The 25,494-nt window shown below is 65.7% G+C and carries 26 protein-coding genes; 16 read left to right on the forward strand and 10 right to left on the reverse strand.

Going from position 1 to position 25,494, the window contains the following annotated elements; genetic code table 11:
* The first annotated feature begins 264 nt into the window (after positions 1-264).
* Positions 265-1,689, forward strand: a complete 1,425-nt coding sequence (locus ACXJMY_RS02965; RefSeq protein ID WP_456618091.1) for a FecR domain-containing protein — start codon at positions 265-267, stop codon at positions 1,687-1,689.
* Positions 1,690-1,762: 73 nt separating this feature from the next.
* Here ACXJMY_RS02965 and ACXJMY_RS02970 read toward each other — a convergent pair whose 3' ends face one another.
* Together ACXJMY_RS02970 and asd are read right to left on the reverse strand one after the other, a co-directional pair.
* Entirely contained in the window at positions 1,763-2,329 is a 567-nt protein-coding gene (locus ACXJMY_RS02970) for an NUDIX hydrolase (protein WP_456617835.1), read from the reverse strand.
* Positions 2,330-2,396: 67 nt separating this feature from the next.
* Entirely contained in the window at positions 2,397-3,260 is an 864-nt protein-coding gene (gene asd / locus ACXJMY_RS02975; RefSeq protein ID WP_456617836.1) for an archaetidylserine decarboxylase, read from the reverse strand.
* A gap of 35 nt (positions 3,261-3,295) precedes the next feature.
* On the opposite strand from asd, the gene ACXJMY_RS02980 reads away from it, so the two are divergent.
* Entirely contained in the window at positions 3,296-4,960 is a 1,665-nt protein-coding gene (locus ACXJMY_RS02980) for an aminotransferase class III-fold pyridoxal phosphate-dependent enzyme (RefSeq protein ID WP_456617837.1), read from the forward strand.
* A gap of 257 nt (positions 4,961-5,217) precedes the next feature.
* Here ACXJMY_RS02980 and ACXJMY_RS02985 read toward each other — a convergent pair whose 3' ends face one another.
* The 3 genes from ACXJMY_RS02985 to ACXJMY_RS02995 all read right to left on the reverse strand — a co-directional run bounded on the left by ACXJMY_RS02985 (position 5,218) and on the right by ACXJMY_RS02995 (position 7,779).
* Positions 5,218-5,877, reverse strand: a complete 660-nt coding sequence (locus ACXJMY_RS02985) for a hypothetical protein (protein ID WP_456617838.1) — start codon at positions 5,875-5,877, stop codon at positions 5,218-5,220.
* A gap of 126 nt (positions 5,878-6,003) precedes the next feature.
* Positions 6,004-6,693, reverse strand: a complete 690-nt coding sequence (locus ACXJMY_RS02990) for a methyltransferase domain-containing protein (protein WP_456617839.1) — start codon at positions 6,691-6,693, stop codon at positions 6,004-6,006.
* Between the two features lie 33 nt (positions 6,694-6,726).
* On the reverse strand, positions 6,727-7,779 hold the full coding sequence (locus tag ACXJMY_RS02995; RefSeq protein ID WP_456617840.1) for a glycosyltransferase family 4 protein: 1,053 nt from the start codon (positions 7,777-7,779) through the stop codon (positions 6,727-6,729).
* A 275-nt stretch (positions 7,780-8,054) separates the two neighbouring features.
* On the opposite strand from ACXJMY_RS02995, the gene ACXJMY_RS03000 reads away from it, so the two are divergent.
* On the forward strand, positions 8,055-8,771 hold the full coding sequence (locus ACXJMY_RS03000; RefSeq protein ID WP_456617841.1) for a L,D-transpeptidase: 717 nt from the start codon (positions 8,055-8,057) through the stop codon (positions 8,769-8,771).
* 120 nt (positions 8,772-8,891) lie between these two features.
* Positions 8,892-9,314 (forward strand): c-type cytochrome, encoded by a 423-nt coding sequence (locus tag ACXJMY_RS03005; RefSeq protein ID WP_456617842.1) that lies wholly within the window; start codon positions 8,892-8,894, stop codon positions 9,312-9,314.
* Positions 9,315-9,326: 12 nt separating this feature from the next.
* Here the strand turns inward: ACXJMY_RS03005 and ACXJMY_RS03010 are convergent, their stop codons facing one another.
* The gene (locus ACXJMY_RS03010; RefSeq protein ID WP_456617843.1) at positions 9,327-9,722 is read right to left on the reverse strand and encodes a nuclear transport factor 2 family protein; all 396 of its coding nucleotides are present in this window, start codon (positions 9,720-9,722) and stop codon (positions 9,327-9,329) included.
* A 132-nt stretch (positions 9,723-9,854) separates the two neighbouring features.
* On the opposite strand from ACXJMY_RS03010, the gene ACXJMY_RS03015 reads away from it, so the two are divergent.
* The gene (locus ACXJMY_RS03015) at positions 9,855-10,340 is read left to right on the forward strand and encodes an Lrp/AsnC family transcriptional regulator (RefSeq protein WP_456617844.1); all 486 of its coding nucleotides are present in this window, start codon (positions 9,855-9,857) and stop codon (positions 10,338-10,340) included.
* Positions 10,337-11,065, forward strand: a complete 729-nt coding sequence (locus tag ACXJMY_RS03020) for a dienelactone hydrolase family protein (RefSeq protein ID WP_456617845.1) — start codon at positions 10,337-10,339, stop codon at positions 11,063-11,065. The genes ACXJMY_RS03015 and ACXJMY_RS03020 overlap by 4 nt, the downstream gene beginning before the upstream one ends.
* A 16-nt stretch (positions 11,066-11,081) precedes the next feature.
* On the opposite strand, the gene ACXJMY_RS03025 is transcribed toward ACXJMY_RS03020, so the two are convergent.
* Both ACXJMY_RS03025 and ACXJMY_RS03030 read right to left on the reverse strand, forming a co-directional pair.
* On the reverse strand, positions 11,082-11,357 hold the full coding sequence (locus tag ACXJMY_RS03025) for a hypothetical protein (RefSeq protein WP_456617846.1): 276 nt from the start codon (positions 11,355-11,357) through the stop codon (positions 11,082-11,084).
* On the reverse strand, positions 11,354-12,136 hold the full coding sequence (locus ACXJMY_RS03030) for a DUF899 domain-containing protein (protein ID WP_456617847.1): 783 nt from the start codon (positions 12,134-12,136) through the stop codon (positions 11,354-11,356). Before ACXJMY_RS03030 ends, ACXJMY_RS03025 begins: the two co-directional genes overlap by 4 nt.
* A 150-nt stretch (positions 12,137-12,286) precedes the next feature.
* Here ACXJMY_RS03030 and ACXJMY_RS03035 point away from each other — a divergent pair, with 150 nt between their 5' ends.
* From ACXJMY_RS03035 to ACXJMY_RS03070, 8 genes are all read left to right on the forward strand, one after another.
* Positions 12,287-13,507 (forward strand): helix-turn-helix domain-containing protein, encoded by a 1,221-nt coding sequence (locus ACXJMY_RS03035; protein ID WP_456617848.1) that lies wholly within the window; start codon positions 12,287-12,289, stop codon positions 13,505-13,507.
* A gap of 29 nt (positions 13,508-13,536) precedes the next feature.
* The gene (locus ACXJMY_RS03040; protein ID WP_456617849.1) at positions 13,537-14,175 is read left to right on the forward strand and encodes a Vgb family protein; all 639 of its coding nucleotides are present in this window, start codon (positions 13,537-13,539) and stop codon (positions 14,173-14,175) included.
* Positions 14,176-14,316: 141 nt separating this feature from the next.
* A complete protein-coding gene (locus tag ACXJMY_RS03045) occupies positions 14,317-15,897 on the forward strand; it encodes a DUF4403 family protein (RefSeq protein ID WP_456617850.1) in 1,581 nt (526 codons plus the stop codon).
* 131 nt (positions 15,898-16,028) lie between these two features.
* On the forward strand, positions 16,029-17,183 hold the full coding sequence (locus tag ACXJMY_RS03050) for an ABC transporter ATP-binding protein (RefSeq protein ID WP_456617851.1): 1,155 nt from the start codon (positions 16,029-16,031) through the stop codon (positions 17,181-17,183).
* Positions 17,184-17,239: 56 nt separating this feature from the next.
* A complete protein-coding gene (locus ACXJMY_RS03055; protein WP_456617852.1) occupies positions 17,240-18,298 on the forward strand; it encodes an ABC transporter substrate-binding protein in 1,059 nt (352 codons plus the stop codon).
* Positions 18,299-18,332: 34 nt separating this feature from the next.
* Positions 18,333-19,595, forward strand: a complete 1,263-nt coding sequence (locus ACXJMY_RS03060) for an ABC transporter permease (protein ID WP_456617853.1) — start codon at positions 18,333-18,335, stop codon at positions 19,593-19,595.
* Positions 19,592-20,422: an ABC transporter permease gene (locus ACXJMY_RS03065; protein WP_456617854.1), complete on the forward strand. Its 831-nt coding sequence runs from the start codon at positions 19,592-19,594 to the stop codon at positions 20,420-20,422. The genes ACXJMY_RS03060 and ACXJMY_RS03065 overlap by 4 nt, the downstream gene beginning before the upstream one ends.
* Before the next feature lie 176 nt (positions 20,423-20,598).
* Positions 20,599-21,810, forward strand: coding sequence for an ABC transporter substrate-binding protein (locus ACXJMY_RS03070; protein WP_456617855.1), 1,212 nt, complete (start codon positions 20,599-20,601; stop codon positions 21,808-21,810).
* A gap of 103 nt (positions 21,811-21,913) precedes the next feature.
* Here the strand turns inward: ACXJMY_RS03070 and ACXJMY_RS03075 are convergent, their stop codons facing one another.
* Positions 21,914-22,441 carry a PRC-barrel domain-containing protein gene (locus ACXJMY_RS03075; RefSeq protein WP_456617856.1) on the reverse strand — a complete coding sequence of 176 codons (528 nt, stop codon included), beginning with the start codon at positions 22,439-22,441 and terminating at the stop codon, positions 21,914-21,916.
* Between the two features lie 213 nt (positions 22,442-22,654).
* On the reverse strand, positions 22,655-23,218 hold the full coding sequence (locus ACXJMY_RS03080) for a hypothetical protein (protein ID WP_456617857.1): 564 nt from the start codon (positions 23,216-23,218) through the stop codon (positions 22,655-22,657).
* Positions 23,219-23,398: 180 nt separating this feature from the next.
* Here ACXJMY_RS03080 and ACXJMY_RS03085 point away from each other — a divergent pair, with 180 nt between their 5' ends.
* Both ACXJMY_RS03085 and ACXJMY_RS03090 read left to right on the forward strand, forming a co-directional pair.
* Entirely contained in the window at positions 23,399-24,139 is a 741-nt protein-coding gene (locus ACXJMY_RS03085) for a response regulator (RefSeq protein ID WP_456617858.1), read from the forward strand.
* 13 nt (positions 24,140-24,152) lie between these two features.
* A complete protein-coding gene (locus ACXJMY_RS03090; protein ID WP_456617859.1) occupies positions 24,153-25,478 on the forward strand; it encodes an ATP-binding protein in 1,326 nt (441 codons plus the stop codon).
* Positions 25,479-25,494 lie beyond the last annotated feature (16 nt).

Here is a 25,494-nt window from a genome sequence, read left to right on the forward strand (position 1 = left end):
AGCTGACACCGAAGGTGTCATCCCGGGGCGATGCGCAGCATCGAACCCGGGATCTCGCGCTACAACTTCGAGATTCCGGGTTCGCGCTATCGCGCGCCCCGGAATGACGAGCCAGAATCAAATGCCACGTCCCTCATGCAGGGACGTGGCATTTGTACATTCGCCTCTCCCATGCGACAGACGTTCATCCGCCATTCAGCCGCCGCCGGCTGATATCGGCCGATCTCGCCTCGCGTTTCTCACCGGGACTTCCTCGTGACTTTTATCGTGGCTTGGCGCCGCTTCGCGTTCGCGCTTCCGCTGCTGGCGTTGCCGCTGGCCGGCGCGAGCGTGGCATCTGCATCCGATACAATCGAACTCGCGCAGGTACAGCCGCAAGCGCAGCCGGCACCCGCGCCCTCCCCGACGCCATCGGCCTCGCCGACACCGGCCGCGGAGGCGCAGCCCGCCACCGTCGAGCCGATCGGCAACGTCGCGACCGTGACAGGAATCGCGACCGTGATCCGCGACAAGAACTCGTACCCGCTGAAAGTCCGCGACGACATCTATCTCAACGACACCGTGCAGACCTCGTCGAAATCCTCGCTCGGCATCACCTTCAACGATGCGACCACCTTCAATCTCTCCGCCAGCGCAAAAATCACCATCGACAATTACGTCTATGAGGACGGCGGCAAGCAGAATTCGGCGATCGTCGACATCGGCAAGGGCACGGTCGCCTTCGTCGCCGCGGCGGTGGCGAAGACCGGCGACATGAAGATCACGACGCCGACCGCGACGCTCGGCATCCGCGGCACCACCGGCGTCGTCGACGTGCCGGAAGGCGCAGCCGCGAGCAGCGCCAACAACGTCAACATCAAGCTCTATCCCGATGCCGACGGCCGCGTCGGCCACATCGACGTCGACGACCGCAGCAGCGGCACGCGGCTCGGCGCGCTGACGCAAGGCGCGAGCGGCTTTGCGATCCGCCCCGGCGCGGGCGCCGCCGGCGCCATGCGCTTCGCCGCGGTGCCGATCACGATTCCACCGCAGCAGATCGCGCGCGACCGCGGCTTCGTCAGCCAGGTGCATCTGGCGCAGACCACGGGGCGCCAGATCGTCACCGAGCAACGCGACTTCCGCCGCGCCAATCCCGGCGCGAGCAGCCGCATTCCGCGCCCGCTCCAGCCGCCGCAGCAGCAGCAATTGCGGCCGGCCACCCCGCCGGGACAACAGCGGCCGAACGGCCAGCCGGGGCTGAACAACCGTCCAGGTCAGCAGCAGCCGGGCGCGCCGAACCGCCAAGGAACGCAGCCAGGCGCGCAGCCGCCGCAGCGGCAGGGTCAAGGCGGCGCCGTGCAGCCGGGCACGCCGCGCGCCGGCCAAGGTCAGCAGCAAGGTGCGGGGCGTCCGGCTGGCGCGCCGCGCAGCGGACCAGGCACGCAGCCGGGCGGTGCATCGCAGGCGCAACCGCCGCACGGTGGACAGATTCCGGCGCGGCCCGGGGCAGCGACGCCGCCTCAACCGGGCGGAACGCCGCAACCACAAACGCCGCGCACCGGATTGCAGCCCGGTCAGCCGCCTGCAGCCCAGCAACCAGGCGGCATTCAACGCCAGGGCGGATTCCAGCAGCGCCTGCCGGGCGCGCAGCGCCCCGCAGCACCGCGCAAGCCGGCGCCCGCTCCGAGGGAGAAGAAGGAGCGGCGGTGAAGTCTAGCGTGTGCGTCGACGCGCTCGGTGCGCTCCCTCGCCCCGCTCTTGCGGGGAGAGGTGAAAAGCGAGCTCACGCCTCGCCGCGCAGCCACGCTCTCACCTTCTGCAGCAGGCCATGCCGCAGTTCGTCGACGGAGGCGGCTTCGGCCGGTGTCAGGGTCTGCAAGGCGGCGTCGACGTCGTCGCGTGCGAGCGGCGGTGTCGCGTCCGCATCCGCCGGCGCGAGCCCGGCGGCAGCGATCGCGATCGGTCCGATCTGCACCAGGAAGGCGCGCTCATATTCACGCGACAGGCGCGCGATCGCATCCTCCAGCGTCAGCCAGTCGACCGCCTTGATGTCGTTCATCAGCTTGCGGACCGGCCCGCCCTCGGCCTCCATGCGCCAGAAGTGCACGGCCTTGGAGCGCCCGCCAGACTGGTAGACGAGTGTGCCCAAAAATTCGTGGATGGCGACGTCGTGGCCGGTCTCCTCCAGCACCTCGCGGTGTGCGGCTTGCTTTGGCGTCTCGCCGTCGTCGAGCTTGCCCTTGGGCAAAACCCATTCGTTACGCTTGCGCTGACGCACGACCGCAACCAGCGGCGGCGCGCCCCGCCGCAACACAATACCACCCGCCGCCAGAACCGGCGCCCGCGCCATCGAAAAGTCTCGCCGTGTCGAACCGTCCCCGCGGACGATATAGGCGGCGGAGACGGCGGATTGAAGGCTAGTTTTTTCTCAACAGTGCTTGACCGGCGTGGATGCGCGTGCCCTCGGCGATGCCGTCGCAGAAGGTGAAATCGCCGGGCGCCAGGATGATGATGGTCGAGCCGTGCTCGAACCAGCCGAGCTCCTCGCCCTTGGTCACATTGACATCGCAGGGAAAGTTGACCGGCCCCCTGGTCTGCGCATTCAGCACCATGTCGAGGAAGTGCAGCCGGATGCTCGCGACCAGGATGGCTGCAACCGGCACCAGTGTCACGGCCTCGCCGGTCGACAGATGGGTACGGATCACTGCGCGCTCGTTCTTGCAGAACAGACGCTCGACCCGCTTCAGCGCGATCGGGTTGACGTTCCAGACGTCGCCATGGATCAGCGTGACGCGTTCGATGTGTGCATCGTAGGGCGCGTGGAAGCGATGATACATGCTCGAGGTCAACCGCAGCGTGACGAAGCTTCCGTTGCGGTGCTGATCCACCAAAGCAGAATCGCCGAGCAGGTCGAGCAGCGAATAGGGCGCGCCCTTGACCTGGAACAGCTCGGTGTCGGCGATCCGGCCATGGGCGCCGACGATGCCGTCCGACGGGCTGGCGACAATGCAAGGGTCCGGATCAAAGGGCCGCAGGCCCGGCTTGAGCTCCCGGGTGAAGCAGTCGTGCAGGCTCTTGAAATGGGTCTTCTTCGCCTCCGACAAATCGAGGTCGGAGAATAGCTTCCACAGCGCGATCGAGAAGTCCCGCACGAGCGGGTTCTCGATCTTGGAGAACCAGCCCATGAAGCGGGTCAGCGCGGCGCGGGGGATGCGGTTGGTCAACAGGAAGTTGAGGTCTTCCTGCTGGGTGAAAGAGGCGATGAGGGCTTTGACTGTCATGAATCTGTCAGCTCGCAGTATTAGCGCTTGTTGTCATGGAAACGACACTCCCGATTCTCTCATTTTCCGTGGCCGCCGCAGCGTCCGCTGCCGCCGCCTTCCCGAAGATCAAGGCGCGGATCGAACTCTCCCGCGCCAAGCACCGGTCGCTCGCCGGACACTCCAAGATGTCGCGCCGGGTGGCGCGGCTGCTCCCGTTCTACGAGTTCGAAGGCGACAAGTACTTCGGCTGCGACGGCGCGCCCGCAAACATCGTGGCCCAGCGCAAGGACGCCTTTTTCCGCCTCGCCAAGCTTTACGCCGAGCGCTACCCCAAGGGCCGCGCGATGACGAAGGAGGCGGCGGAGACGATCTCCGACCTGAACTTCACCGAGACCTACCGCGTGCCGTTCCAGTTCTCGCGCCTGGTCCGCGAGCATCTGGGCACCTCGACCTTCATGGAATCGTCCAGCGGCGTCACCGTCACGGATGTCGACGGCAACACCTCCTACGACCTCACCGGGTCCTACGGCGTCAACATCTTCGGCAACGACTTCTACAAGGAGTGCATCGAGGGCTCGGAGAAGCGGGCGCACGCGCTCGGTCCGGTGCTCGGGCCCTACCATCCGGTCATCCTCGAGAACGTACAACGGCTCTGCCAGATCTCGGGCCTCGACGAGGTCTCGTTCCACATGTCCGGCACCGAGGCCGTGATGCAGGCGGTGCGGCTCGCGCGCTACCACACCAAGCGCACGCATCTGGTCCGCTTTGCCGGCGCCTATCACGGCTGGTGGGGCGACGTGCAGCCCGGCGTCGGTAACCCGATTCCCGCGCACGAGACCTACACCCTCGCCGAGATGTCGGAGAAGACGCTGCACGTGCTGCGCACGCGCAAGGACATTGCCTGCGTGCTGGTCAACCCGTTGCAGGGCCTGCATCCGAACGGCAACGCGCCCGGCGATTCCTCGCTGGTCGACAGCTCCCGCGGCGGCAACTTTGACCGCGCGGCCTACACTGAATGGTTGAAGAAGCTGCGCGAAGTCTGCACCGAGCGCGGCATCGTGCTGATCTTCGACGAGGTCTTCGTCGGCTTCCGTCTCGCTGCCGGCGGCGCCCAGGAATATTTCGGCGTCAAGGCCGACATGGTGACCTACGGCAAGAGCCTCGCCGGCGGCCTGCCGGTCGGCGTGGTCTGCGGCAAACGCGAGCTGATGCGCCGCTTCAACGACGATCGCCCGGCCGATATCTGCTTCGCCCGCGGCACCTTCAACTCGCATCCCTACGTCATGACGGCGATGGACGAGTTCTTGAGCCGGCTCGCCAGCCCGAACTTCCGCGCCATCTATGACGGGCTGGACGCCACCTGGAACGGCCGCGCCCAAAAGCTCAACCAGATGATGACGGACGCCGGCCTGCCGGTGCGGTTCGCCAACTTCTCGTCGATCTGGACGGTGAAATACACCACGCCGTCCCGCTATAATTGGATGCTGCAATATTACCTGCGCGCCGAGGGCCTGTCGCTGAGCTGGGTCGGGACCGGCCGGCTGATCTTCAGCCTGAACTACACCGACGCCGATTTCACCGAAGTCGCCGAACGCTTCGTCCGCGCCGCCGAGAAGATGAAGGCCGACGGCTTCTGGTGGCATGACGGCGTGCTCACCAACAAGAATATCAAGCGGCAGATTTTGAAAGAGATGCTGGCCAAGCGCTTCGGGCGCTGAGGCCGGTTCTCTCAACACAGCCACCGTCATTCCGGGGCGGTCCGCAGGACCGAGCCCGGAATCTCGAGATTCCGGGTTCGATGCTACGCATCGCCCCGGAATGACGGCGTTTGCGGCGCCGCTCGATCCAATCTCCCCGCACGCGGGGAGAGGCGAAGGAAGCACCGCGTTCGGAGCCCCCAAGACGTGGATGCCCGGCACAAGGCCGGGCATGACGCAACCATCGGACATCGGAGTGCTTGCTGTGAGGCGCGCGCTCAGGCGTGCTGCTCTTCCAGCGTGGGCTCGCCGATCAAGCCCAGCGTGTGCTCGGGATTGAGGTGCAGGCCCGGATCCATCAGCTCGCCGCGCATCAGCGCCAGCGGAGCGCTGCGATAGAGCATCAGATCGTGGAAGGGGTCGGTCAGGATCTTGGTCATCCAGACGAGGCCGGTCTCGACGTCGCGGATGAAGAACAGGTGCACGGTGCGGAACAGGAGGCCGCCGCCGCCGATCACAAGCCAGATCTTGGCGACCTGACGCATGAAGTCGGTCGCGCTGGCCCAGGGCGTGAACAGGCCGAACAGCGTGGGATCGACAACCAGCACCAGCGGCGACAGCGCCCAGATCGCCATCAGCACCACCTTGCGCTGAAGGTTGTAGCCGACCTTGATGTCTTCCTTGTACTCGTGCGTCGCCTGGTTGATGTGGTCGTAATCGTGCGGTTCGAAGAAGAAGTGACCGGCCTGGCGCGAGGTCATCGAGACCAGCCAGCCGACCAGCGCCGAGACCATGGGATCGACGAACAGCCAGACATAGGCAAACAGGAAGCTCAGCGCGCTGACGAAGTGCAGGCTCTGGTTGATGCGGCTGTGGTGATAGTAGCGATGGTCGTCCCAGCGCTGGATCCGCAGCTGCTCGAGATAATTCTTGATCATGCTCTCCCCCAAAATGCTTTCGGGTACGGGATTTACAGGGATTCGGTGTACGCCGTGTGACATCATCATTTTGTCATGTGACGATGTGCAGCGGCGCGATGACGCACGCAACGCGTGAGCGGGAGCTCAGGCCGCCTTGGCGACGTCCACCTTGCGGAAGCGCACCAGCGAGAAATGGCCGAGCGGCGGAATCAGGCGGCGCTCGGCGAGCTCGATGCCGTTGGCGCCGGCGAGCCACTTCACATAGCGCGACCAGGCGAACTCGGCGGTGCGGAAGCCGAGCGGACGCACCACCGGCTGGAGCTTCTGCTCGATGAAGCGGCGCATGCCGGCGTCCGCGCTGACGCGGGTGAGGATGATCAGCTCGCCGCCGGGACGCAGCACGCGGGCGAATTCGTCGAGCGCGGCCTCCGGATTCGGCACCGCCGTGACGACGTACTGCGCCATGACGACGTCGAAGGAATTGTCGGGGAATTCGAGCTTCTCGGCGTCCATCACCGCGAGGCCCTCGACGTTCTTCAGCTTGCCCTCGGCGACGCGCTGGCGCGCCTTGTCGAGCATCGCTTCCGAAATGTCGGTGCCGAAGATGCGCAGATGCGGCGCGTAGAGCGGCAGCGAGATGCCGGTGCCGACGCCGACCTCGAGCACACGGCCGCCGATCTTGTTGGTGGCCGCGATCGCCGCCTGCCGGCCCTTGGCGAACACGCCGCCGAACACGAGATCGTAGACGGGCGCCCAGCGATCGTAGGCCTGCTCGACCGTACCACGGGTGAGGTCGAGCTGCTGGGTGCCGTCAAGGTTCATGATCTTAGCCATCGATGAGGTTCTCGCTGTGGGTCAAAGGGTCGATCAGCCGCGCACCGGCCGCCGCGCCATGCGAGGCGAGGCGCGCAGGATGCGGCTGGGCTGGAGTGAGGTGAGGTTTCCGACGAACTGGCGCGCACTGTTTTCCCAGGAGCGCTCCAGCGCGAAATTGCGGCAGGTCTCGCGCGACATGGTCAGTGCGCGCAGGCACGCGGTGCGCAGATCATGGTCGATCGCACCGATCGGATGATCGGCAATGACATCCTTCGGGCCCGTCACCGGAAACGCCGCCACCGGCGTGCCGCAGGCGAGCGCCTCGAGCTGCACCACGCCGAAGGTGTCGGTGAGGCTCGGGAAGACGAAGACGTCGGCGGCGGCCAGATGCGCGGTGAGGTCTGCGCCCTTCTTTTCGCCGAGGAAGACGACGTCCGGATATTTCTTTTCGAGCTGCGCCTTCTGCGGGCCGTCGCCGACGACGACCTTGGTGCCGGGAAGATCGAGCGAGAGAAACGCTTCGAGATTCTTCTCCACTGCCACGCGTCCCATCGTCATGAAGATCGGACCGGGCAGGTCGAGCCTGGCCGGGGAGTCCGGGTGGAACAGTTCGGTATTGACGCCGCGCGTCCAGAACCCGAGCCGCTTGAAGCCGCGCTCGGAGAGCTCCTGCCGCAGCGACGGCGTCGCCACCATGGTCATGGCCGCGGCATCGTGGAAATGGCGCAGCACGGCATAGCCGGCGGCGGCGGGAATGCCGGTCCGCACCGAGACGTATTCCGGAAAGCGCGTCGTATAGGATGTGGTGAAGGCGAGCCGGTTGCGGCGGCAATAGGCCCGCGCCGCCCAGCCGATCGGGCCTTCGGTCGCGATGTGCAGGGCTTCCGGCGCAGCCTTCTCGATCCGCCGCGCGATCTCCTTGCCGCTCGGCAACGCGATCCGCAGGCCCGGATAGGTCGGCAGCGGCCATGACGGAAAGCCGTCCGGCGTCAGGAAGTCGATCTCGACGTCGAGCGCCTTGGCGGCAGCGGTCAGCGAGGTCAGGGTCCGGACCACACCGTTAACCTGCGGATGCCAGGCGTCAGTCGCGATTAATACCCGCATGGGGAAATCCCGAGAGTTTGATGATTCTCGGCTTACGACCATCAACCACGGATATTTCAGGCGTGTGACGTCATATAAGTGTCCGCCCGCTGTTTTGTTCGTTAACGAGTCCGCGCGGCCACGAAACTGTCATGAAACAATCCTTGCCGCGACGAAACCGTTTTCGGTTTTCCGCGCAAACGTCCCGAAACTTTTTGCCGTTAGTGATTTAGGCAACGGAGCACCGGTAGCGGTGCCGCGGTGAGCAAAAACACCGAGCAAACAGGGGCGATCAAATGTTCAATCTGGGCACGTTCAAGACGTATTCGCGCGCCGTTGCTTTGAGCGCAATGGCTGTTACCGCAATCGCATTCGCCGGCCCGGCCAAGGCCGCGCCCGTGCAGCTTTTCCCCTTCTTCCAGCCGCTGCCGCCGATGGCGGCGCCGCAGCCGATCCAGCCCTATCAGCCCTACCAGGCGACGCCTTACCAGGCAGCTCCCTCCGAGGACCAGGACGCGGTCGAGATGCCGGCGCGCTTCCGCCGCCAGACCGTCGCCTACGCGACGCGCGAGGCGCCGGGCACCATCATCATCGATACGCCCAACACCTATCTTTATTATGTGCTCGGCAATGGTCAGGCCGTCCGCTACGGCATCGGCGTCGGCCGCGACGGCTTCACCTGGTCCGGCGTGCAGTCGGTGACCAAGAAGGCCGAGTGGCCGGACTGGACCCCGCCGCCGGAGATGATCGCCCGCCAGCCCTATCTGCCGCGCCACATGGCCGGCGGCCCCGGCAACCCGCTCGGCGCCCGCGCCATGTATCTCGGCGGCACCATCTACCGCATCCACGGCACCAACGCGCCCGACACCATCGGCAAGCACGTCTCCTCGGGCTGCATTCGCCTGACCAACGACGACGTCACCGACCTCTATTCCCGCGTCAACGTCGGCACCAAGGTGATCGTGCTGCCGATGACGGAACGCCGCGCGGATCTCGGCGCCGCCACGCGATAAAGCGACAGGACATTCTGACGCAAACGGCCCCGGAACCCACCGGGGCCGTTTTCGTTTGCATCATGCTCTCCGGGCGACCTCGCCTCGAGCAGCGTGAGCGCGATCCTCATGGAGGCGCAGATGCGATCGGTCCGGCAAACGTCGCCAAGCCCATGGCTGCGCTCGATCGCCGGCGCCGGAGCATTGACGCTGCTCCTGTTCGCGCACTCCTCGCTCGCCCAGCAGCCGGCGAACGACGAGGCAGCTCAGCAGGCGTTCAACAATTCCTGCCGCACGTGTCACTCGGTGAAGGAGGGCGACAATCGCCTGGGCCCCAACCTCAGCAAGATCGTCGGACGGAAGGCAGGCTCGCTGCCCGACTACAACTACTCTCCGTCGATGAAGGAAGCCGGCTTCGTCTGGGACAAGGACAAGCTCACCCGCTTCATGGTCAAGCCGGATGAAGTCGTGTCGGGCAACAAGATGCAGCCCTATGGCGGCGTCTCCGCGGACGAAGCGCCCAAGGTTGTTGCGTATCTGCAATCCGTGGCCGGCCAGCCATAGGATCACTGCCGGTCATGATCCCGCAGCCTCATATCGTCGCTCGACATGGAACGATTTCGCCGTGATCAGCCAGGCGTCATTGATACGGTGATACGCCAGATAGTCGACATACTGGAGCACATCGATCCGGACCCGGACCTTCACCAGCGCTTGTACGGGCGATGCCAGATCGATCAGCAATATCTCCTGAAGGCGCGGTGCATCTCTGGATTTCGGCGACGGGGTCGCCGCCAGCATCGTCCTGTAGTCATGAGCCGGCAATGTCCGCAATTCGGCGTCGCGACATCCGTGGAGCTGCGCGGTCGCCGCAAAGACGCGATCGAACTGCGACACGTCGTTGTCGTACATCAGCGTGAAGTAGCGCGCGACAGCCTCCAGCAGCGGCGCAACGGTCGGGCTTTCGGTCATGGCTCACTCCATTGGTGACGGGGTCGGCGCAATCCATCCCATGGAAAGCGGAGGCATGTCCTTGCGAAGTGAGCTAGTCTTGCCGCTCCCGGCGCAACATTGCGCCCTCTTCGATCAAACGGGATGCGCTTTATGCCAAAATGCGAGCTGGATGCGATCGACCGGCGCATCGTCGCCGAACTCCAGACCAATGCGCGACTGAGCAATATCGAACTGGCGGATCGGGTCGGCCTGTCGCCCTCGCCCTGCCTCCGCCGCACGCGGCGGCTGGAGCAGGACGGCTATATCGACGGCTACCGCGCCTCGCTGCGGCGCGGCCGCATCGGGCTCGGCTTCTCGGCCTTTCTCGGCGTCAAGATCAACGGCCACGCCAACCAGCAGGCGCTGGCGTTCGAGCACACGGTCGTGGCGATGCCCGAAGTGGTCGCCTGTCACCTCGTGTCCGGCGAGGTCGACTACCTCCTCGAAATCGTGGTGCCCGAGCTCGAGGACTACCAGCGCTTCCTGGTCGACAAGCTGCTCAATCTGCCCATCGTGCGCGAGGTTCGCAGCAGCATCGCGATCCAGACGCTGAAGGCGGGTGCGCCCCTGCCCCTCTCGCATTTGGCAGCACCATGACGCAGGCAATTCTCCGATATCGCGACAGCATCGCAGAACTTCAGGGCGTCCTCGTCACCGACGCAGCCGCAACCGCCCGAGGTCCGGGCATCGTCCTGTTCCCCGACGCCCGCGGCATCGGCAGCCATGCGATCGCATGTGCGGAGCGGTTGGCCGGACTTGGCCTTGTCGTGCTGGTGGCCGATCTCTACGGCGGCGGCAGAACGGCTCCCGACGTGCCGCAGGCGATCGAGTTGATGAACGGTTTGCGCGCCGACACCGCGCGCTGGCGCGAGCGGGCGGAAGCGGCGCGCACCGCCCTGGCGGGGCAGCAGGCGGTTGACGCCACGCGGCTCGCCGCCATCGGCTATTGCTTCGGCGGCACGACGGCACTGGAGCTGGCGCGGACCGGCGCCGATCTCGCGGCCGTCGTGAGCTTCCATGGCGGTTTCCCGAACGAGCGGCCGGAGGATTCAGCGAATATCAAGGCCAGGGTGCTGGTGTGTCACGGTGCCGCCGACGCCCTCGTATCCCTCACGCAGCTCGCCAATTTCGAGCGGGACATGCGCGCGACCGCCGTCGACTGGCAGGCTCATGTCTATGGCGGTGCGGCGCATTGCTTCACCAATCCCGAGCTCGTTGGTCAGGACGTGCCGAACCATGCCTATCACGAAGCGGCCGAGCGCCGCTCCTGGGCCGCGATGCTCAGCCTGCTCGAGGAAGTCTTCGGGCTGAGACTGCGCTAGCAGATCCCGATGGACGTCACCGCCCGCCGCGGCCTCTCCGCTCCGACATCAGCCTCAGCCACGCCGACGCATGAAACGCACTCATCAGGAGATACATCGGGACCATTCCGCCGAGAGACAATCCGCCTCCGGCGGAGCAGAGCATGTCCGCCGGGCCGCCGCCGAGCACGGCCGTCAGCACGGCCATGATCGCGAAGGTCGGCGTGGCCGCGAGCGCCAGCCATCTGGCGAGGCGATGCGCGGCCACACGGCTGGTGCCGGCGGCCGCGCCGACGGAGCAGATCTCGGTCACGCGCCCGCCTCGCGGAGCGCCTTCTCGCCGGCGTCCGACACCTCGACCCACCGCTTGTCGGGCGCCGCACCTTCCGCGTAGCTGTCGTGCCAGTTCCACCATTTGTAGGTCGGGGTCTGCGGATAGCCTTTCGGCGAGTCCTCCCAGACCTCCTGCCGGCCGAGCGGCGTGATGTCGAGATAGTTCCAGGTGCCGCCCATCTGCTCGTCGCCGCGGCTCTTGACCAGATACGTGCGGAAGATGCGGTCGCCGTCGCGATAGAACACGTTCGTGCCGTGCCATTCGTCCACGCCGAAATCGGCGTCAAAACTGTCCGTGACGGTGACCCATGGCATGGTCCAGCCCATCCGCTTCTTCAGCCGCGCGATATCCGCCTGGGGCGCACGCGAGGCGAAGACGAGCGTGGTGTCCCGCGCGTTCAGGTGCGAGACATGGGCGACCTGATCGGCCACCATCGAGCAACCGCGGCACGCCTGATCGGGCCAGCCGAACACGCCCGGCTCGAAGAAGGCCCGGTAGACGATCAGCTGCCGCCGGCCCTGGAACAGATCGAGCAGACTGATCTTGCCGCCGGGCCCCTCGAACGCATAGGTTTTGTTGACGGCCATCCACGGCATGCGCCGGCGCTCGGCGGCCAGCGCGTCGCGGGCACGGGTATGCGCCTTTTCCTTCACGAGCAGTTGCTGACGGGCTGCCTCCCAGTCCTGCGGCGACACCACCGGCGGTGTTTGCATGGCGGCCTGTCCGTTAGTTCCTGCGTTGTCTGCTGAAGTCATCATCGCTCTCCAAACCTGTTGCCTTGGCGGTCGTTCCGCGTTGCGCTACGACGGACGCGGAACTGCCCGCCACTCACCGCACATTGTCGGCCGTCAACGATTTCTGGCACCAAGCGGTTGCGCGGTGGGAGTAACAAGTGTGGCGGGATTTGAATGGAATCGCTGATCACGGCTGCCGCGCGCGCGCTCGAAGCCGGCGATCCGCTCGGCGCCTTGAACCGTGTTGCGTTGCGCAACGATGCACCTTCGCTGGCGCTGCGCGGGATCGCGATGGCACAGCTCGGCGATCTCGCGAAGGCGAAGTCGCTGCTGCGAAGCGCGGCGCGCGCCTTCGGTCCGCGAGAGGCCGTGGCGCGCGCAAGATGCGTGGTGGCCGAAGCCGAGATCGCGCTCGTCTCACGCGACCTGAACTGGCCGGTGAAAACCCTCGCAGCCGCGCGGGCGACGCTCGAAAAACACGGCGATCTCGTCAATGCCGCCCATGCCGGTCACATCGAGGCCCGGCGCCTCCTCCTCGTCGGGCGCCTCGACGAGGCCGAGCGTACGCTGGCCGAACTCGGCGCATCACCACTGCCGCCTGCATCCCAGGTCGTCCGCGAGCTCGTGGTCGCCGGCATCGCGATCAGGCGGCTCAGATCGAAAGACGCGCGCGCGGCGCTCGACCGCGCGGCCAACGCGGCGCGGTCAGCCGGGATTCCGGCACTCACGGCCGAAGTCGAAAGCACGAGCCTCGTCCTCGACACGCCCGCGGCGCGCCTGATTGCGCGCGGCAAGGAGCATCCGCTGTTGCTTGGACAAGTCGAAGCGCTGGCGGCGTCCGAGGCGCTTGTCGTGGACACGTTCCACCACACCGTTCGCAAGGGAGGCATCGTCGTGTCGTTCGGAACCCGGCCGGTGCTGTTCGCGCTCGCCCGCCCCCTGGCGCAGGCGTGGCCCGCGGACGTGTCCCGGGAGGCGCTGATGACCGCGGCATTTCAGGCGAGGCACGTCGATGAATCGCATCGCGCCCGGTTGCGGGTCGAGATCGGGCGGCTCCGCGCGAAGCTCAAGCCTCTCGCCGATGTGAGCGCGACGAAGCAGGGCTTTGCGCTGACACCGCGCAAGACGCGACAGGTTCTGGTGCTGGCACGGCCGGTCGAGGAGAAGCACGCTGCCGTGCTCGCCGTCCTCTCCGACGGCGAGCCGTGGTCGAGCTCGGCGCTCGCGCTGGCGCTTGGAACGAGCGCGCGTACGGTGCAGCGGGCACTCGACGAGCTGGCCCGGTCGAACAAGGTGCAGTCCTTCGGACACGGGCGGGCGCGGCGCTGGATCACCCCGCCCGTCCCGGGTTTCCCGACAGGCTTGTTACTCCCCGGACCGCTCCTGAAGACGTAAGGTGGCATCACCACACAGGGATCGAGCACATGAAACGTTCAGCCGCCGAGATCGTCAGGGAGTACGGGCCTTTCGCGGGCGTCGAGGCCGTGCATGGCGTCACCTATGACGGCGCCCATGTCTGGTTCGCATCCGGCGACAAGTTGAATGCGGTCGATCCGGACAGCGGCAAGATCGCACGCTCGATCGATGTCGCCGCACATGCGGGGACGGCATTCGACGGCAAGCACCTGTTCCAGATCGCCGAGGACCGCATCCAGAAGATCGACGCCGCGACCGGCCAGGTGCTCACCACCATCCCCGCACCGGGCGGCGGTGGCGACTCCGGACTGGCCTGGGCGGAGGGTTCGCTCTGGGTCGGTCAATATCGCGAGCGGAAGATCCATCAGATCGATCCGGAGACGGGGACGGTTCTGCGCACCATCGAAAGCAAGCGCTTCGTGACCGGGGTGACCTGGGTCGACGGCGAGCTCTGGCACGGCACCTGGGAGGGCGACGACAGTGACATCAGGCGGATCGACCCGGAGAGCGGCAAGGTGCTGGAGCAGCTCGACCTGCCCGCAGGGACGATGGTCTCGGGGTTGGAGTCCGACGGCGGCGACCGCTTCTACTGCGGTGGCGGAGATCGCGGCAATGTGAGAGCGGTCCGCCGTCCCCGGCGCAGCTAGGCCCGCGATGACGGCCGGAATAAGCGGCAACGGCACGGCCGCAGCCGTTAACCCATTCGCCCCAATTCCACCCCACCGGTGCGCTCTAGCGCCCTCCTCGCCCGCCCTGTAAAATCCATCCCCGGGCGGCCTGGGGGATCGATGCGTCTGACGTTGAACTTGAAGACTATCCTGATCGCGGTCGTGGTGATTGCGGCGTCGTTTTTCATCAGCCTGAAAGCGATGGACTGGCTGTCGCCGCGGGGGACGACCTCCGCGCCGCCGGTCGCGCAATTGCCGCCGCTGCCGCCGGCCTCGAAGAGCTCGATCGTGGTCGCGCCGGTCGCGATTGCGATCTCGGCGATCCGCGAGCAGGCCGAAAAGGCCGCGCCGCGCAATTTCGCCGGGAAGGCCGACAACCCGATCTCGCAGATTCTGGAGAACGCCGACATCGGCTGGTCCGCCGTGCGCGGGCCGATGGCGGCTGCCGGCGACAAGGACGTGCTGACCATCTCGACTCCGCTCACCGGCAAGCTGAACGTGACGGGCTCGCTGTCATCGAAGGCGACCGGCGCGCTCGGCGACGCGCTCAGCGGCGTGCTCGGCGGCGTGCTCGGCGGCGACGCGGCGAAACGGATCGGCGCCGTCAACATCAAGAACCTGAATGCCAGCGCCGAGATCAAGGGCAACGTGGTCGTCACCTCGCGCCCGAAGCTCGCGGCGAACTGGCATCTCGAGCCCAATCTCGGTGCCCAGGTCAATCTCGGCGACACCAACCTCTCGGTCGCCGGCGCCAAGGTCAACGTGCCCGCACAGGTGAAGCCGCTGATCGACAAGACGGTCGGCGAACAGCTCAACGTGGTCTCCGAGCGCATCCGCAACGATCCGTCGCTGCGGGAGAATGCGAAGGTGCAGTGGGCCAAGGCGTGCCGCTCGATCCCGCTGCAAGGCACGGGATCTACCGCCGCGCTGCCGCCGCTCTGGCTCGAGATGAAGCCGGTGCGGGCGATCGCGGCGCAGCCGCGTGTCGACGCACAGGCCGTGACCTTGCTGCTCGGCCTGGAGGCCGAGACGCGCGTCACGACGACAGCGACCAAGCCGGACTGCCCGTTCCCCGACAAGATTTCGATCGTGCCGCCGACCGGCACCGGCGTGAGCATCGGCGTGCCGATCGACGTGCCCTTCACCGAGATCAACAAGCTCATCGCCGCGCAGATGGTCGGCCACACCTATCCCGAGGACGGCTCCGGCCCGGTCGACGTCACCGTGAAGAGCGTCAACGTGATCCCGTCCGGCGACCGGCTCCTGATCTCTCTGCTGGTGCGTGCCAAGGAGAAGACGAGCTGGCTCGGCCTCGGAGCGGAAGCCACCGTGCACATCTGGGGCCGGCCGATGCTCGACCAGGCGCAGCAAACGCTGCGGCTCGCCGACATCCAGCTCGCGGTGGAATCCGAGGCCGCCTTCGGCCTGCTCGGCGCGGCGGCGCGCGCCGTGGTGCCGAAGATGCAGCAGGCGCTGCTGCAGAAGGCGACGCTCGACCTGAAGCCGATCGCCGCGAACGCCCGCGAGAAGATCGCCGCCGCGATCGCCGACTACCAGAAGAGCGAGGACGGCCTCAAGGTCGAGGCCAAGATCGACAGCCTGACCCTCGCCGACATCGCCTTCGACTCCAAGACGCTGCGCATTGTCGCCGAGGCCGGCGGCTCGCTGAACGTGTACGTGACGAAGCTGTCGGGGATGTAGCGCGCCCTCACGCGCCGGGCCCGTGCGCGCGTCGCTTGCACCGCTGGCATTCTCATCGGAGGATGCTAAGCTGTTCGTCGCAACCTCGGACGAGGTCCTGACAGCACTGTAGCTGATAACGCGAGGATGATATGGAAGCCGGCATGGTCACGCCTGCGCCGGCACTGGTGCGCTTTTCCGGCATTCAGAAGACCTACGATGGCGAGCACCTCGTGGTGAAGAACCTCGACCTCGACATCAGGAAGGGCGAGTTCATCACTCTGCTCGGCCCGTCCGGCTCGGGCAAGACGACCACGCTGATGATGCTGGCTGGCTTCGAGGTTCCGACCCATGGCGAGATCTACCTCGCCGACCGGCCCATCAAGAACGTGCCGCCCCATAAGCGCGACATCGGCATGGTGTTCCAGAACTATGCCCTGTTCCCGCACCTGACAATCGCGGAGAACATCGCCTTCCCGTTGTCCGTTCGCAACACGAACAAGGCGGAAGCGCAGGAGCGCGTCAGGGCCGCGTTGCGCATGATCAAGATGGAAACCCTGGCGCACCGGCGGCCCGGGCAGCTGTCCGGCGGTCAGCAGCAACGCGTGGCGCTGGCCCGCGCGCTGGTTTTCAATCCGCAACTCGTGCTGATGGACGAACCCCTGGGCGCCCTGGACAAGCGCCTGCGGGAGCAGATGCAACTGGAGATCAAGCAACTGCACGAGACGATGGGCATCACCGTCGTCTATGTCACCCACGATCAGAGTGAAGCGCTCACCATGTCGGACCGCATCGCCGTGTTCAACGACGGCATCGTGCAGCAGATCGACAGGCCCGACGCGCTGTATGAGCATCCGGTGAACAGCTTCGTCGCCCACTTCATCGGCGAGAACAACGTGCTGGCCGGCACCGTCGAGACGATCGAGAAGGAATATTGCCGCGTCGCGCTGGCGGGTGGCGGCGCCGTGACCGCACGGGCGGTCAACGTATCAGGCGCGGGCGCATCGACCTCCCTGTCGGTGCGGCCGGAGCGGATCGCCATTGTCCCGGATGGCACCTCCAGCGAGGGACCCAACCGACTGCCGGCCAGGGTGCAGAACACCATCTATCTCGGCGACCACGCGCTGGCCGTGCTCGATGTCGCCGGCAACGGGGAGTTCATGGTCAAGCTTCAGCCGGGAGCGCATGACAGTCTGAGACCTGGCAACCTGAGACATGGCAACCTAAGACCTGGCAACCTAAGACCTGGCGAGAACGTATTCATCACCTTCCGTCCCGAGGACTGCCTGGCCCTCGATCCCGTCTGATCCGGACCGGCATCGATCAACCTCAACGCAACGCTCATGAAGAAGGAACAAGGACCATGCTGAAGCGCAAGATTGGCAAGATTGCTCTCGGTTTCGCCGCGGCGTTCAGCGCCAGCGCTGCGCTGGCGACGCTCGCGCAGGCGCGTGACCTCACCGTCGTGTCGTGGGGCGGCGCCTATCAGGATGCCCAGAAGAAGGTCTATTTCGAGCCGTTCAAGAAGGCAGCCGGTGTTGCGATGAACGACGAGTCCTGGGACGGCGGCGTCGGCGTGTTGCGCGCCAAGGTGCAGGGTGGCGCCGCCACCTGGGACGTCGTGCAGGTCGAGAGCGACGAACTGGCGGTCGGCTGCGAGGAAGGCCTGTTCGAGAAGCTGGATTATTCCAAAATCGGCGGCGAGGCCGCCTATATCCCGCCGTCGGTCAATCCCTGCGGCGTCGGCGCCATCCTCTACGATTTCGTTCTCGGCTACGACAAGGACAAGCTGAAGGACGCGCCTGCCGGCTGGGCCGACTTCTTCGACACCAAGAAGATTCCGGGCAAGCGCGCCTTGCGTCAGGGCCCGAAGACCACGCTGGAGATCGCCCTCATGGCCGACGGCGTTCCGCCGAAGGACGTCTACAAGGTGCTGGCGACCGACGAGGGCGTCGATCGCGCGTTCAAGAAGCTGGACACCATCAAGGGCGACCTCGTCTGGTGGAAGGCCGGCGCCCAGCCGCCGCAATTGCTCGCCTCCGGCGAGGTCGCGATGACCTCGGTCTACAACGGCCGCATCGACACCGCGAACAAGAACGAGAAGAAGAATTTTGGCATGGTGTGGGACGGAGCGCTCTTCACCCTCGACAGCTGGGTCATCCTGAAGGGCAGCCCGAACAAGGACGCGGCCTACAAGTTCCTGGACTTCGCAGGCAAAGCGGAGAACCAGTCAAAACTGTCGGAGAACATTGCCTATGGCACCTCGAACAAGGACGCAGCCGCTCTGCTCGCGCCCGCCGTTCTGAAGGACCTGCCGACGGCGCCTGACAACATCAAGAACGCGGTCGAGATCAACGTTGGCTTCTGGCTCGAGAACATCGACCGCCTGACCGAGCGCTTCAACAAATGGGCCGCGAAATAACGCGTCCCGCAAGGCTCGACCCAAGGCTCGACCAATGACGAATGCGCGCTTGACCGGCGCCGATGCATCGACCGAAGTGCCGCTCAAGCGCCGATTGAGGCGTGCGGAGCGGACACGCCAGGTCAAGGCATTGGCGCTGGTAGCACCGCTTCTCGTCTTCCTGCTCTTCACCTTCGCAGGCCCGATCGCCGGCATGCTGTGGCGCGCCGTCGATGACCGGGAGGTGCGTCAGGTTCTACCTCAGACAGTCGCCGCTCTCGCGAGTTGGGACGGCAAGGACCTGCCGGACGAAAAGGCCTACGCGGCGCTGGCAAGCGACATCCTGGCGGCGCGCGCTTCCGCCACCATCGCCATCGCGGCCAAGCGTCTCAATTACGCACTCAACGGCTTCCGCACGATCCTGACCAGCACGGCCCGCAATCTGAAGGCGCAGCCCGAGCGAGGGGCGGCCAAAGAGACGCTCGGCAAGATCAACCCGGCCTGGCGCGAACGCGCCACCTGGACCACGATCAAGGACGCCAGCGGCCCGGTGACCGGCTTCTACCTTCTGGCGGCGCTCGACCTGACGCGGAACGTGGACGGCGCGATCATCGCAGCCCCGGCGGATCAGGCGATTTACCGCAACATTTTCGCCCGCACCTTCCTCATCAGCCTCAGTGTCACGGTACTCTGCCTGATCCTCGGCTTCCCGGTCGCTTACCTGCTGGCGACGCTGCCACCCGGCCGGTCGAACCTGCTGATGATCTTCGTCCTGCTGCCGTTCTGGACGTCGCTTCTGGTCCGCACATGCGCATGGATCGTGTTGTTGCAGAGCAAGGGCGTCGTGAACGACAGCCTGCACTGGCTTGGCATCATCGACGAGCCGTTGCGCCTGATCTACAACCGCTTCGGTGTCTGCGTGGCCATGACTCACGTTCTCCTGCCGTTCATGATCCTGCCGCTGTACAGCAGCATGAAGGCGATCTCGCCTGCCTACATGCGTGCCGCCGCCTCGCTCGGTGCGCCACCACACACCGCCTTCCTGCGGATCTACCTGCCCCAGACGCTGCCCGGCATCGGCGCGGGAGGCCTGCTCGTCTTCATCCTGGCGCTCGGCTACTACATCACACCGGCACTCGTCGGGGGCGCCGCCGATCAAATGATGAGCTACTTCATCGCGCTCTATACGACCGAGACGGCCAATTGGGGCCTTGCCTCGGCGTTGGGGGCGGTGCTGCTGCTCGCCACTGTTCTGCTCGCTCTCGTCTACGGCAAGCTGGTGCAGGGACAGCAGGTCACGGGAGGAATGAAGAATTGAGCGATCATTCTTCCCTCCGCACGCCCAGCCAGCGCATCGCGTGGACCGCGACCATCATCGTCTCCACGCTGGTGTTCATCTTCCTGATCGCGCCGATCCTTGCGATCATGCCGCTGTCCTTCAGCTCGGGCTCGTACCTCACCTATCCGCTGCCGGGCCTCTCCTTGCGCTGGTACGACGACTTCATCAACTCGCCGCGCTGGATGAATTCGCTGAAGAACAGCATGATCATCGGCGTTGCCTCGACCCTGCTGTCGATGGTGCTTGGCACGCTGGCCGCGCTGGGGCTGGCGCAGTGGAAGAGCCGCTTCAAGCCGCTCGTGCTGGCTTTCGTGCTGTCACCGGTCGTCGTGCCCGGCGTCATCACCGCGGTCGGTCTGTATTTCTTCTTCGCGCCGATCGGACTGACCGGCAGTTATCTCGGCTTGATCCTGGCCCACACCGCGCTGGCGACGCCCTTTGTGGTGATCACGGTCGGCGCGACGCTGCAAAGCTTCGACACCAATTTGGCACGCGCCGCCGCCTCGCTCGGCGCCTCGCCGCTTTATGCGTTCCGCCGCGTGATCCTGCCGCTGATCCTGCCCGGCCTGGCGTCGGGTGCGCTGTTCGCCTTCGCGACCAGCTTCGATGAGGTGGTGATCGTGCTGTTCATGGCAGGTCCCGAGCAGCGCACCCTGCCGCGCGAGATGTTCAGCGGCATCCGCGAGAACATCAGCCCGACCATCACGGCAGCGGCGGTGATCCTGACCACGGTATCGGTCATCCTCCTCGCCACCCTGGAAGGCCTGCGCCGCCGCAACGAACGGCTCAAGGGCAGCAGCGCCTGACCGGTGGTGTAACTTCTTCCTCTCCCCGCTTGCGGGGAGAGGCGAAGGAAACACCGCCGCCCCCTGCTTATTTCTCCACCCCCTCACGCATCTTTGGCTTAGCTGCCGCGACCGTTTGTCGCTAGAACAGTCCCCGCAACAAAGCCCAAACAACAACGCAAAGGGAGAAAAACAACATGCAAAAACTCATCGCCGCGGTTGCGGCCGGTCTCGCTCTCGCTGCTTCCAGCGGCGGCGCGCAGGCGCAGATTTCCGACAATGTGGTCAAGATCGGCGTGCTCACCGACATGTCGAGCCTCTATGCGGACGCGACCGGCAAGGGCTCGCTCGCCGCGGTGCAGATGGCGGTCGCCGATTACGGCGGCAAGGTCGCCGGCCTGCCGGTCGAGGTGGTCGCCGCCGACCACCAGAACAAGCCGGACGTCGGCGTCAATATCGCGCGCAACTGGTACGACAACGACAAGGTCGATGCGATCTTCGACGTGCCTACCTCCTCGGTGGCGTTGCCGATCTCGGCGCTCACCCGCGAGAAGAACAAGATCAACATCAATTCCGGCGGCGGCTCATCCGACATCACCGGCGTTGCCTGCTCGCCCAACACCGTGCACTGGACCTATGACACCTATGCGCTGTCGAACGTCGCCGGCAAGGCGATGGTCAAGCGCGGCGAGGACACCTGGTTCTTCATCACCGCCGACTACGCCTTCGGCATGGCGCTGCAGCGCGATGCCGCAAACGTCGTCAAGGAAAGCGGCGGCAAGGTGCTCGGCGAGGTGCGCCATCCGCTCAACTCGTCGGACTTCTCCTCCTTCCTGCTCCAGGCCCAGGCCTCGAAGGCCAAGGTGGTCGCGCTGGCCAATGCCGGCGGCGACACCACCAATGCGCTGAAGCAGGCCGCCGAGTTCGGCCTGACCCAGGGCGGCCAGAAGATGATCGCGCTGTTGCAGGAGATCACCGACACGCATTCGCTCGGCATCAAGGCGACGCAGGGCCTGATCGTCACCGATGCGTTCTACTGGGACATGAACGACGAGACGCGCGCCTTCTCCAAGCGCTTCAACGAGAAGGTCGGACACATGCCCACCATGATCCAGGCCGGTCTCTACTCGGCGACGATGCACTATCTGAAGGCGATCGAGGCGATCAAGAGCGACGAGGCGCCGAAGGTGATGGAAAAGATGCGCGCCACGCCGGTCAACGACTTCTTCGCCAAAAACGGCAAGATCCGCATCGACGGCCGCATGGTCCACGACATGTATCTGTTCGAGGTAAAGAAGCCCGAGGAATCCAAGGGCGAGTGGGACCTCTACAAGCTGATTGCCACCGTCCCCGGCGACGAGGCGTTCCGTCCGCTCGACAAGGGCGGTTGCCCGCTGGCGACGCACTGAGTTTCTTCTCCCTCTCCCCGCTTGCGGGGAGAGGTGAAGCAGGCACGACAGCGCGCCCGGTGAAAACCGGGCGCGCGTCGTTTAAGTCGTCAGACGAACCGCATTACTCCGCATACTTGAACTCGGGCATGTTCTTCAGCTCGTCCTTGGACGCATTGAACACGGCGTGGTCCGGATACCACTTCGACGAAGGCGTCACGGTGGTCGTCGTGGACTTGTCCATGCCGGTCGCAGCACCCGTGGTCGTGGTCGCCGGCTTGGCGTTCGGGTTCGTGCCGGTGCCGGTATAAGCAACGGCCTCATTGACGAACTTCAGCTTCTCGAAGGGCACGGCGACCAGATGCTCGCCCAGGCCGAGGAAGCCGCCGACGCCGATCACCGCGATCTTGATATCTCCGTTCTTGTCCATCAGGAGTTCGTTGATCGAGCCGATGTTCTCGTTGGCGTCGTTATAGACCTTGAGGCCCGACATCTTCGAAGCACGCCACTGGCCAGACGCCGAGGTGGTGGTCGTCGTTGCAGTGGCTGCGGTCGGTGCCTTGTCGGTGGTGGCGGTCGGTGATTGTGCGAACGCAACGGTCGCAAGCAGCGCGGTGCCGGCAAGGCCGGCGGCGATCGATTTCATCAACATGTTGTCCTCTCCTTCGACAGAAAACTCGTGTGGAGAGAACCGCGCCGAACAAGGGCAGTTCCTAAGTCGCGGCAATTTCGCTGCGTAATGATGGCGCTGCACTGCGACGAAGGTTCCGCGGGAACGTTCGAGATGCACGGTTCCCCGCCGGCGATGATGCCCTGGGAAGAAGCATCATCGCGGCGAGGACCGCGCCGACCCGCGTCGCTCAGGTCAGCTCTTGTAGTCGATCAGAAGCGCCGAGAAATCCGCACTGCTCGACGAGCTCGTCGAACTGCCGTTGGCGCCGTAGGACGAAGTCGACGATTGCGACTGTTGCAGCGCCTGGAGAAACTGCTGGAGGATCTCCGCCGTGGTGGACTCGCTCGACGTGCTGCTGGTCTGGTCCGTGGACGACGACGAATCCGAAGAGCTGTCATCCGGCGGCGGGCCGGGCGGAGGGCCGCCGGCGCCGCCGGGACCGCTGGCGAAGGCGGACTGAAACACGCCCTTGAGTTGTTCGGCCTGATCCGAGGTCAGCGTTCCGTTCGAGACCTCGTTGGAAATGAGGTCGTCGATCTTCGACTTCATGTCGTCCTTCGAGGGCCGCGTGCCGCTCGACTGGTCGCTGGACCGGCTCTGCTGGAGCGCTGTGTCGATGTCGGTCAGCGCCGTCGAGAGCGCGGACTGGTCCGACGACGAGATCGTGCCGGCGGAGACTTCCGATTGCAATTCCTGCTGCAGCCGCTGCAGCGGCGACTGGTAGTTACCGGCGGAGGCCGCCGAAATCGAGGTCATGATGGCTCCGTGGGTTTTGCGGGGTTTCCTGTGTGACCACGCCACGGTATGGTTAACGGACTTAACGAGACCTTGCCGCTCCACGGCCCGGCTATTGCAGGGTGTTGCGAGAGGTCACCCGGAAACAATCTGAAACAAAAATCTTCGCCATTTGGCCCGAATCTTGGACAAACAAAGCTCATGGCCATTCCCAGTCCCAACATCCTGGTCGTCGAGGACGACCGCGAAACCCGGACGTTGATTGCGAAGTACCTGCGCAACAACGCCTGCAACGTCACCGCCGTGAGCGACGGCCGCGAGATGTCGCGCGCCATGGCCGACCATCGCGTCGACCTGATCATCCTCGACGTCATGCTGCCCGGCGAGGACGGCTTGAGCCTGTGCCGCAAGGTGCGCTCCGAGACGCAGACGCCGATCATCATGCTGACCGCGCGCGGCGAGGACGTCGACCGCATCGTCGGCCTCGAGATGGGCGCGGACGACTATCTGCCGAAACCGTTCAACCCGCGAGAGCTGCTCGCGCGCATCAACGCGGTGCTGCGCCGCCAGGCGTCGGCACAGGCCGCAAGCTCGATCGAGGGCGCCTCTACGCTCGCCTTCGAGGGCTGGCGCATCGACCTGCGCCTGCGCGAATTGCGCAATCCCGACGGCGCGCGCGTCGCGGTGACCAGCGCCGAGTTCGATCTGCTCAGGACGTTCTGCGAGCGGCCCGGCCGCGTGCTGTCGCGCGACAGCCTGCTCGACCTCACGCAGGGGCGCAACACCGGCTCGTTCGAACGCTCCATCGACGTGCTGGTCAGCCGCATCCGCCGCAAGATCGAGCCCAATCCGCAGGATCCGACCATCATCAAGACGGTGCGCTCCGGCGGCTATCTGTTCACGCCGAGAACTGAAGCGGTTGCGGCCTCCCTGAGCAGCTAAAGGGGCGCCGACGATGAAGCCGTTCGGGTTCTTCCACCTCAAGGGTATCGGCGGGCAGATCGCCGCGCTGGTTCTGGCTTCGACCGTCGCGCTGCATCTCGTCGTCACCACCGCCTTCCTGATCAGCCGGCCCGACCGTTCGGACGCGCCGCCGGATGGCGCTCGTCAATTGACCGATGCCGCGCTGCTGCTCGGCTCGGCCGACGCCGGCGAGCGGCCGCGCCTCATCGCGGATCTCGCGCGCGCCTTCCCGAAGCTCAACATCGAGACGCCGGCGCCCGGCACTGCGAGCGTCGTCCAGGAGAGCGAGAGCCAGCACCTGCACGGGATCCGCCGCCACCTCGGCCGCGGCTACAAGGTGGTGCAGCTCGACCCCGAGGGCGGCACGCACCGCATCGGCGTGCAATTGCCCGACGGCACCATGATCGCCGGCCGTGTCGAGGGCGGGCCTCGGCCGTGGTTCTGGGGCGCGCCGTGGCTGATGACGCTGATGTCCGCCTTCATCTGCGTCACCGTGCTGGGCCTGTGGGCCGCGCGGGCGCTGACCGCGCCGCTGTCGTCCTTTGCCAGGGCCGCCGAAAATTTCAGCCTCGACGGCGCCGCCGAGCCGCTGCCCGAGCGCGGCCCGGAAGAGATCCGTTCGGTCGCGCGCGCGCTCAACCGCATGCATGAGCGGATCGCGCGGCTGATGTCGGATCGCACCAGGATGCTCGCTGCGATCAGCCACGATCTGCGCACGCCGATCACGCGGCTTCGCTTACGCGCCGAATTCATCGAGGACGAGGGCAACCGCAAGCGCATGCTGATCGATCTCGACCAGATGCGCTCGATGCTGGAATCCGTGCTGTCGCTGCTCCGCAACGACCGCAAGATCGAGGCAGTGACGCTGGTCGACATCGCGAGCACGCTACAGCTGATAGCCGACCAGTTCGGCGACATGGGCCATGTCGTGCACTATGAAGGGCCGGCCTCGGCGACGGCCGCCGCGCGGCCTGACGATCTGCATCGCGGCGTCACCAACCTGGTCGAGAATGCGGTGCGCTTCGGCGCCGAGGTGACGATCCGCCTCGACGTCGCCGGCACAAAGCTCACCATCGACGTCGAGGACGACGGACCCGGCATCTCCGATGCGCGCAAGCAGGAGATGCTGGAGCCGTTCGTGCGCGGCGACGAAGCGCGCACCATGGACGAATCCACCGGCTTCGGGCTCGGCCTGTCGATCGCGCACGCGATCGCGCTCGCCCATGGCGGCGATCTGTCGCTGCACGACCGCGAGCCGCACGGGCTGATCGTGCGGATGCAATTGCCGGTGTGGCAGCAGCCGCGGCTGGCAGCCTGATGCGCCTCACCTCTCC

The sequence above is a fragment of the Bradyrhizobium sp. P5_C12 genome, assembly GCF_054049735.1.

Excerpts from the sequence above, each read along its gene's own strand:
- ACXJMY_RS02970 (WP_456617835.1), bottom strand. The coding sequence starts at position 2,329 with ATGGCGCGGGCGCCGGTTCTGGCGGCGGGTGGTATTGTGTTGCGGCGG.
- asd (WP_456617836.1), bottom strand. The coding sequence starts at position 3,260 with ATGACAGTCAAAGCCCTCATCGCCTCTTTCACCCAGCAGGAAGACCTC.
- ACXJMY_RS02980 (WP_456617837.1), top strand. The coding sequence starts at position 3,296 with ATGGAAACGACACTCCCGATTCTCTCATTTTCCGTGGCCGCCGCAGCG.
- ACXJMY_RS02985 (WP_456617838.1), bottom strand. The coding sequence starts at position 5,877 with ATGATCAAGAATTATCTCGAGCAGCTGCGGATCCAGCGCTGGGACGAC.
- ACXJMY_RS02990 (WP_456617839.1), bottom strand. The coding sequence starts at position 6,693 with ATGGCTAAGATCATGAACCTTGACGGCACCCAGCAGCTCGACCTCACC.
- ACXJMY_RS02995 (WP_456617840.1), bottom strand. The coding sequence starts at position 7,779 with ATGCGGGTATTAATCGCGACTGACGCCTGGCATCCGCAGGTTAACGGT.
- ACXJMY_RS03000 (WP_456617841.1), top strand. The coding sequence starts at position 8,055 with ATGTTCAATCTGGGCACGTTCAAGACGTATTCGCGCGCCGTTGCTTTG.
- ACXJMY_RS03005 (WP_456617842.1), top strand. The coding sequence starts at position 8,892 with ATGCGATCGGTCCGGCAAACGTCGCCAAGCCCATGGCTGCGCTCGATC.
- ACXJMY_RS03010 (WP_456617843.1), bottom strand. The coding sequence starts at position 9,722 with ATGACCGAAAGCCCGACCGTTGCGCCGCTGCTGGAGGCTGTCGCGCGC.
- ACXJMY_RS03015 (WP_456617844.1), top strand. The coding sequence starts at position 9,855 with ATGCCAAAATGCGAGCTGGATGCGATCGACCGGCGCATCGTCGCCGAA.
- ACXJMY_RS03020 (WP_456617845.1), top strand. The coding sequence starts at position 10,337 with ATGACGCAGGCAATTCTCCGATATCGCGACAGCATCGCAGAACTTCAG.
- ACXJMY_RS03030 (WP_456617847.1), bottom strand. The coding sequence starts at position 12,136 with ATGATGACTTCAGCAGACAACGCAGGAACTAACGGACAGGCCGCCATG.
- ACXJMY_RS03035 (WP_456617848.1), top strand. The coding sequence starts at position 12,287 with ATGGAATCGCTGATCACGGCTGCCGCGCGCGCGCTCGAAGCCGGCGAT.
- ACXJMY_RS03040 (WP_456617849.1), top strand. The coding sequence starts at position 13,537 with ATGAAACGTTCAGCCGCCGAGATCGTCAGGGAGTACGGGCCTTTCGCG.
- ACXJMY_RS03045 (WP_456617850.1), top strand. The coding sequence starts at position 14,317 with ATGCGTCTGACGTTGAACTTGAAGACTATCCTGATCGCGGTCGTGGTG.
- ACXJMY_RS03050 (WP_456617851.1), top strand. The coding sequence starts at position 16,029 with ATGGAAGCCGGCATGGTCACGCCTGCGCCGGCACTGGTGCGCTTTTCC.
- ACXJMY_RS03055 (WP_456617852.1), top strand. The coding sequence starts at position 17,240 with ATGCTGAAGCGCAAGATTGGCAAGATTGCTCTCGGTTTCGCCGCGGCG.
- ACXJMY_RS03060 (WP_456617853.1), top strand. The coding sequence starts at position 18,333 with ATGACGAATGCGCGCTTGACCGGCGCCGATGCATCGACCGAAGTGCCG.
- ACXJMY_RS03070 (WP_456617855.1), top strand. The coding sequence starts at position 20,599 with ATGCAAAAACTCATCGCCGCGGTTGCGGCCGGTCTCGCTCTCGCTGCT.
- ACXJMY_RS03075 (WP_456617856.1), bottom strand. The coding sequence starts at position 22,441 with ATGTTGATGAAATCGATCGCCGCCGGCCTTGCCGGCACCGCGCTGCTT.
- ACXJMY_RS03080 (WP_456617857.1), bottom strand. The coding sequence starts at position 23,218 with ATGACCTCGATTTCGGCGGCCTCCGCCGGTAACTACCAGTCGCCGCTG.
- ACXJMY_RS03085 (WP_456617858.1), top strand. The coding sequence starts at position 23,399 with ATGGCCATTCCCAGTCCCAACATCCTGGTCGTCGAGGACGACCGCGAA.
- ACXJMY_RS03090 (WP_456617859.1), top strand. The coding sequence starts at position 24,153 with ATGAAGCCGTTCGGGTTCTTCCACCTCAAGGGTATCGGCGGGCAGATC.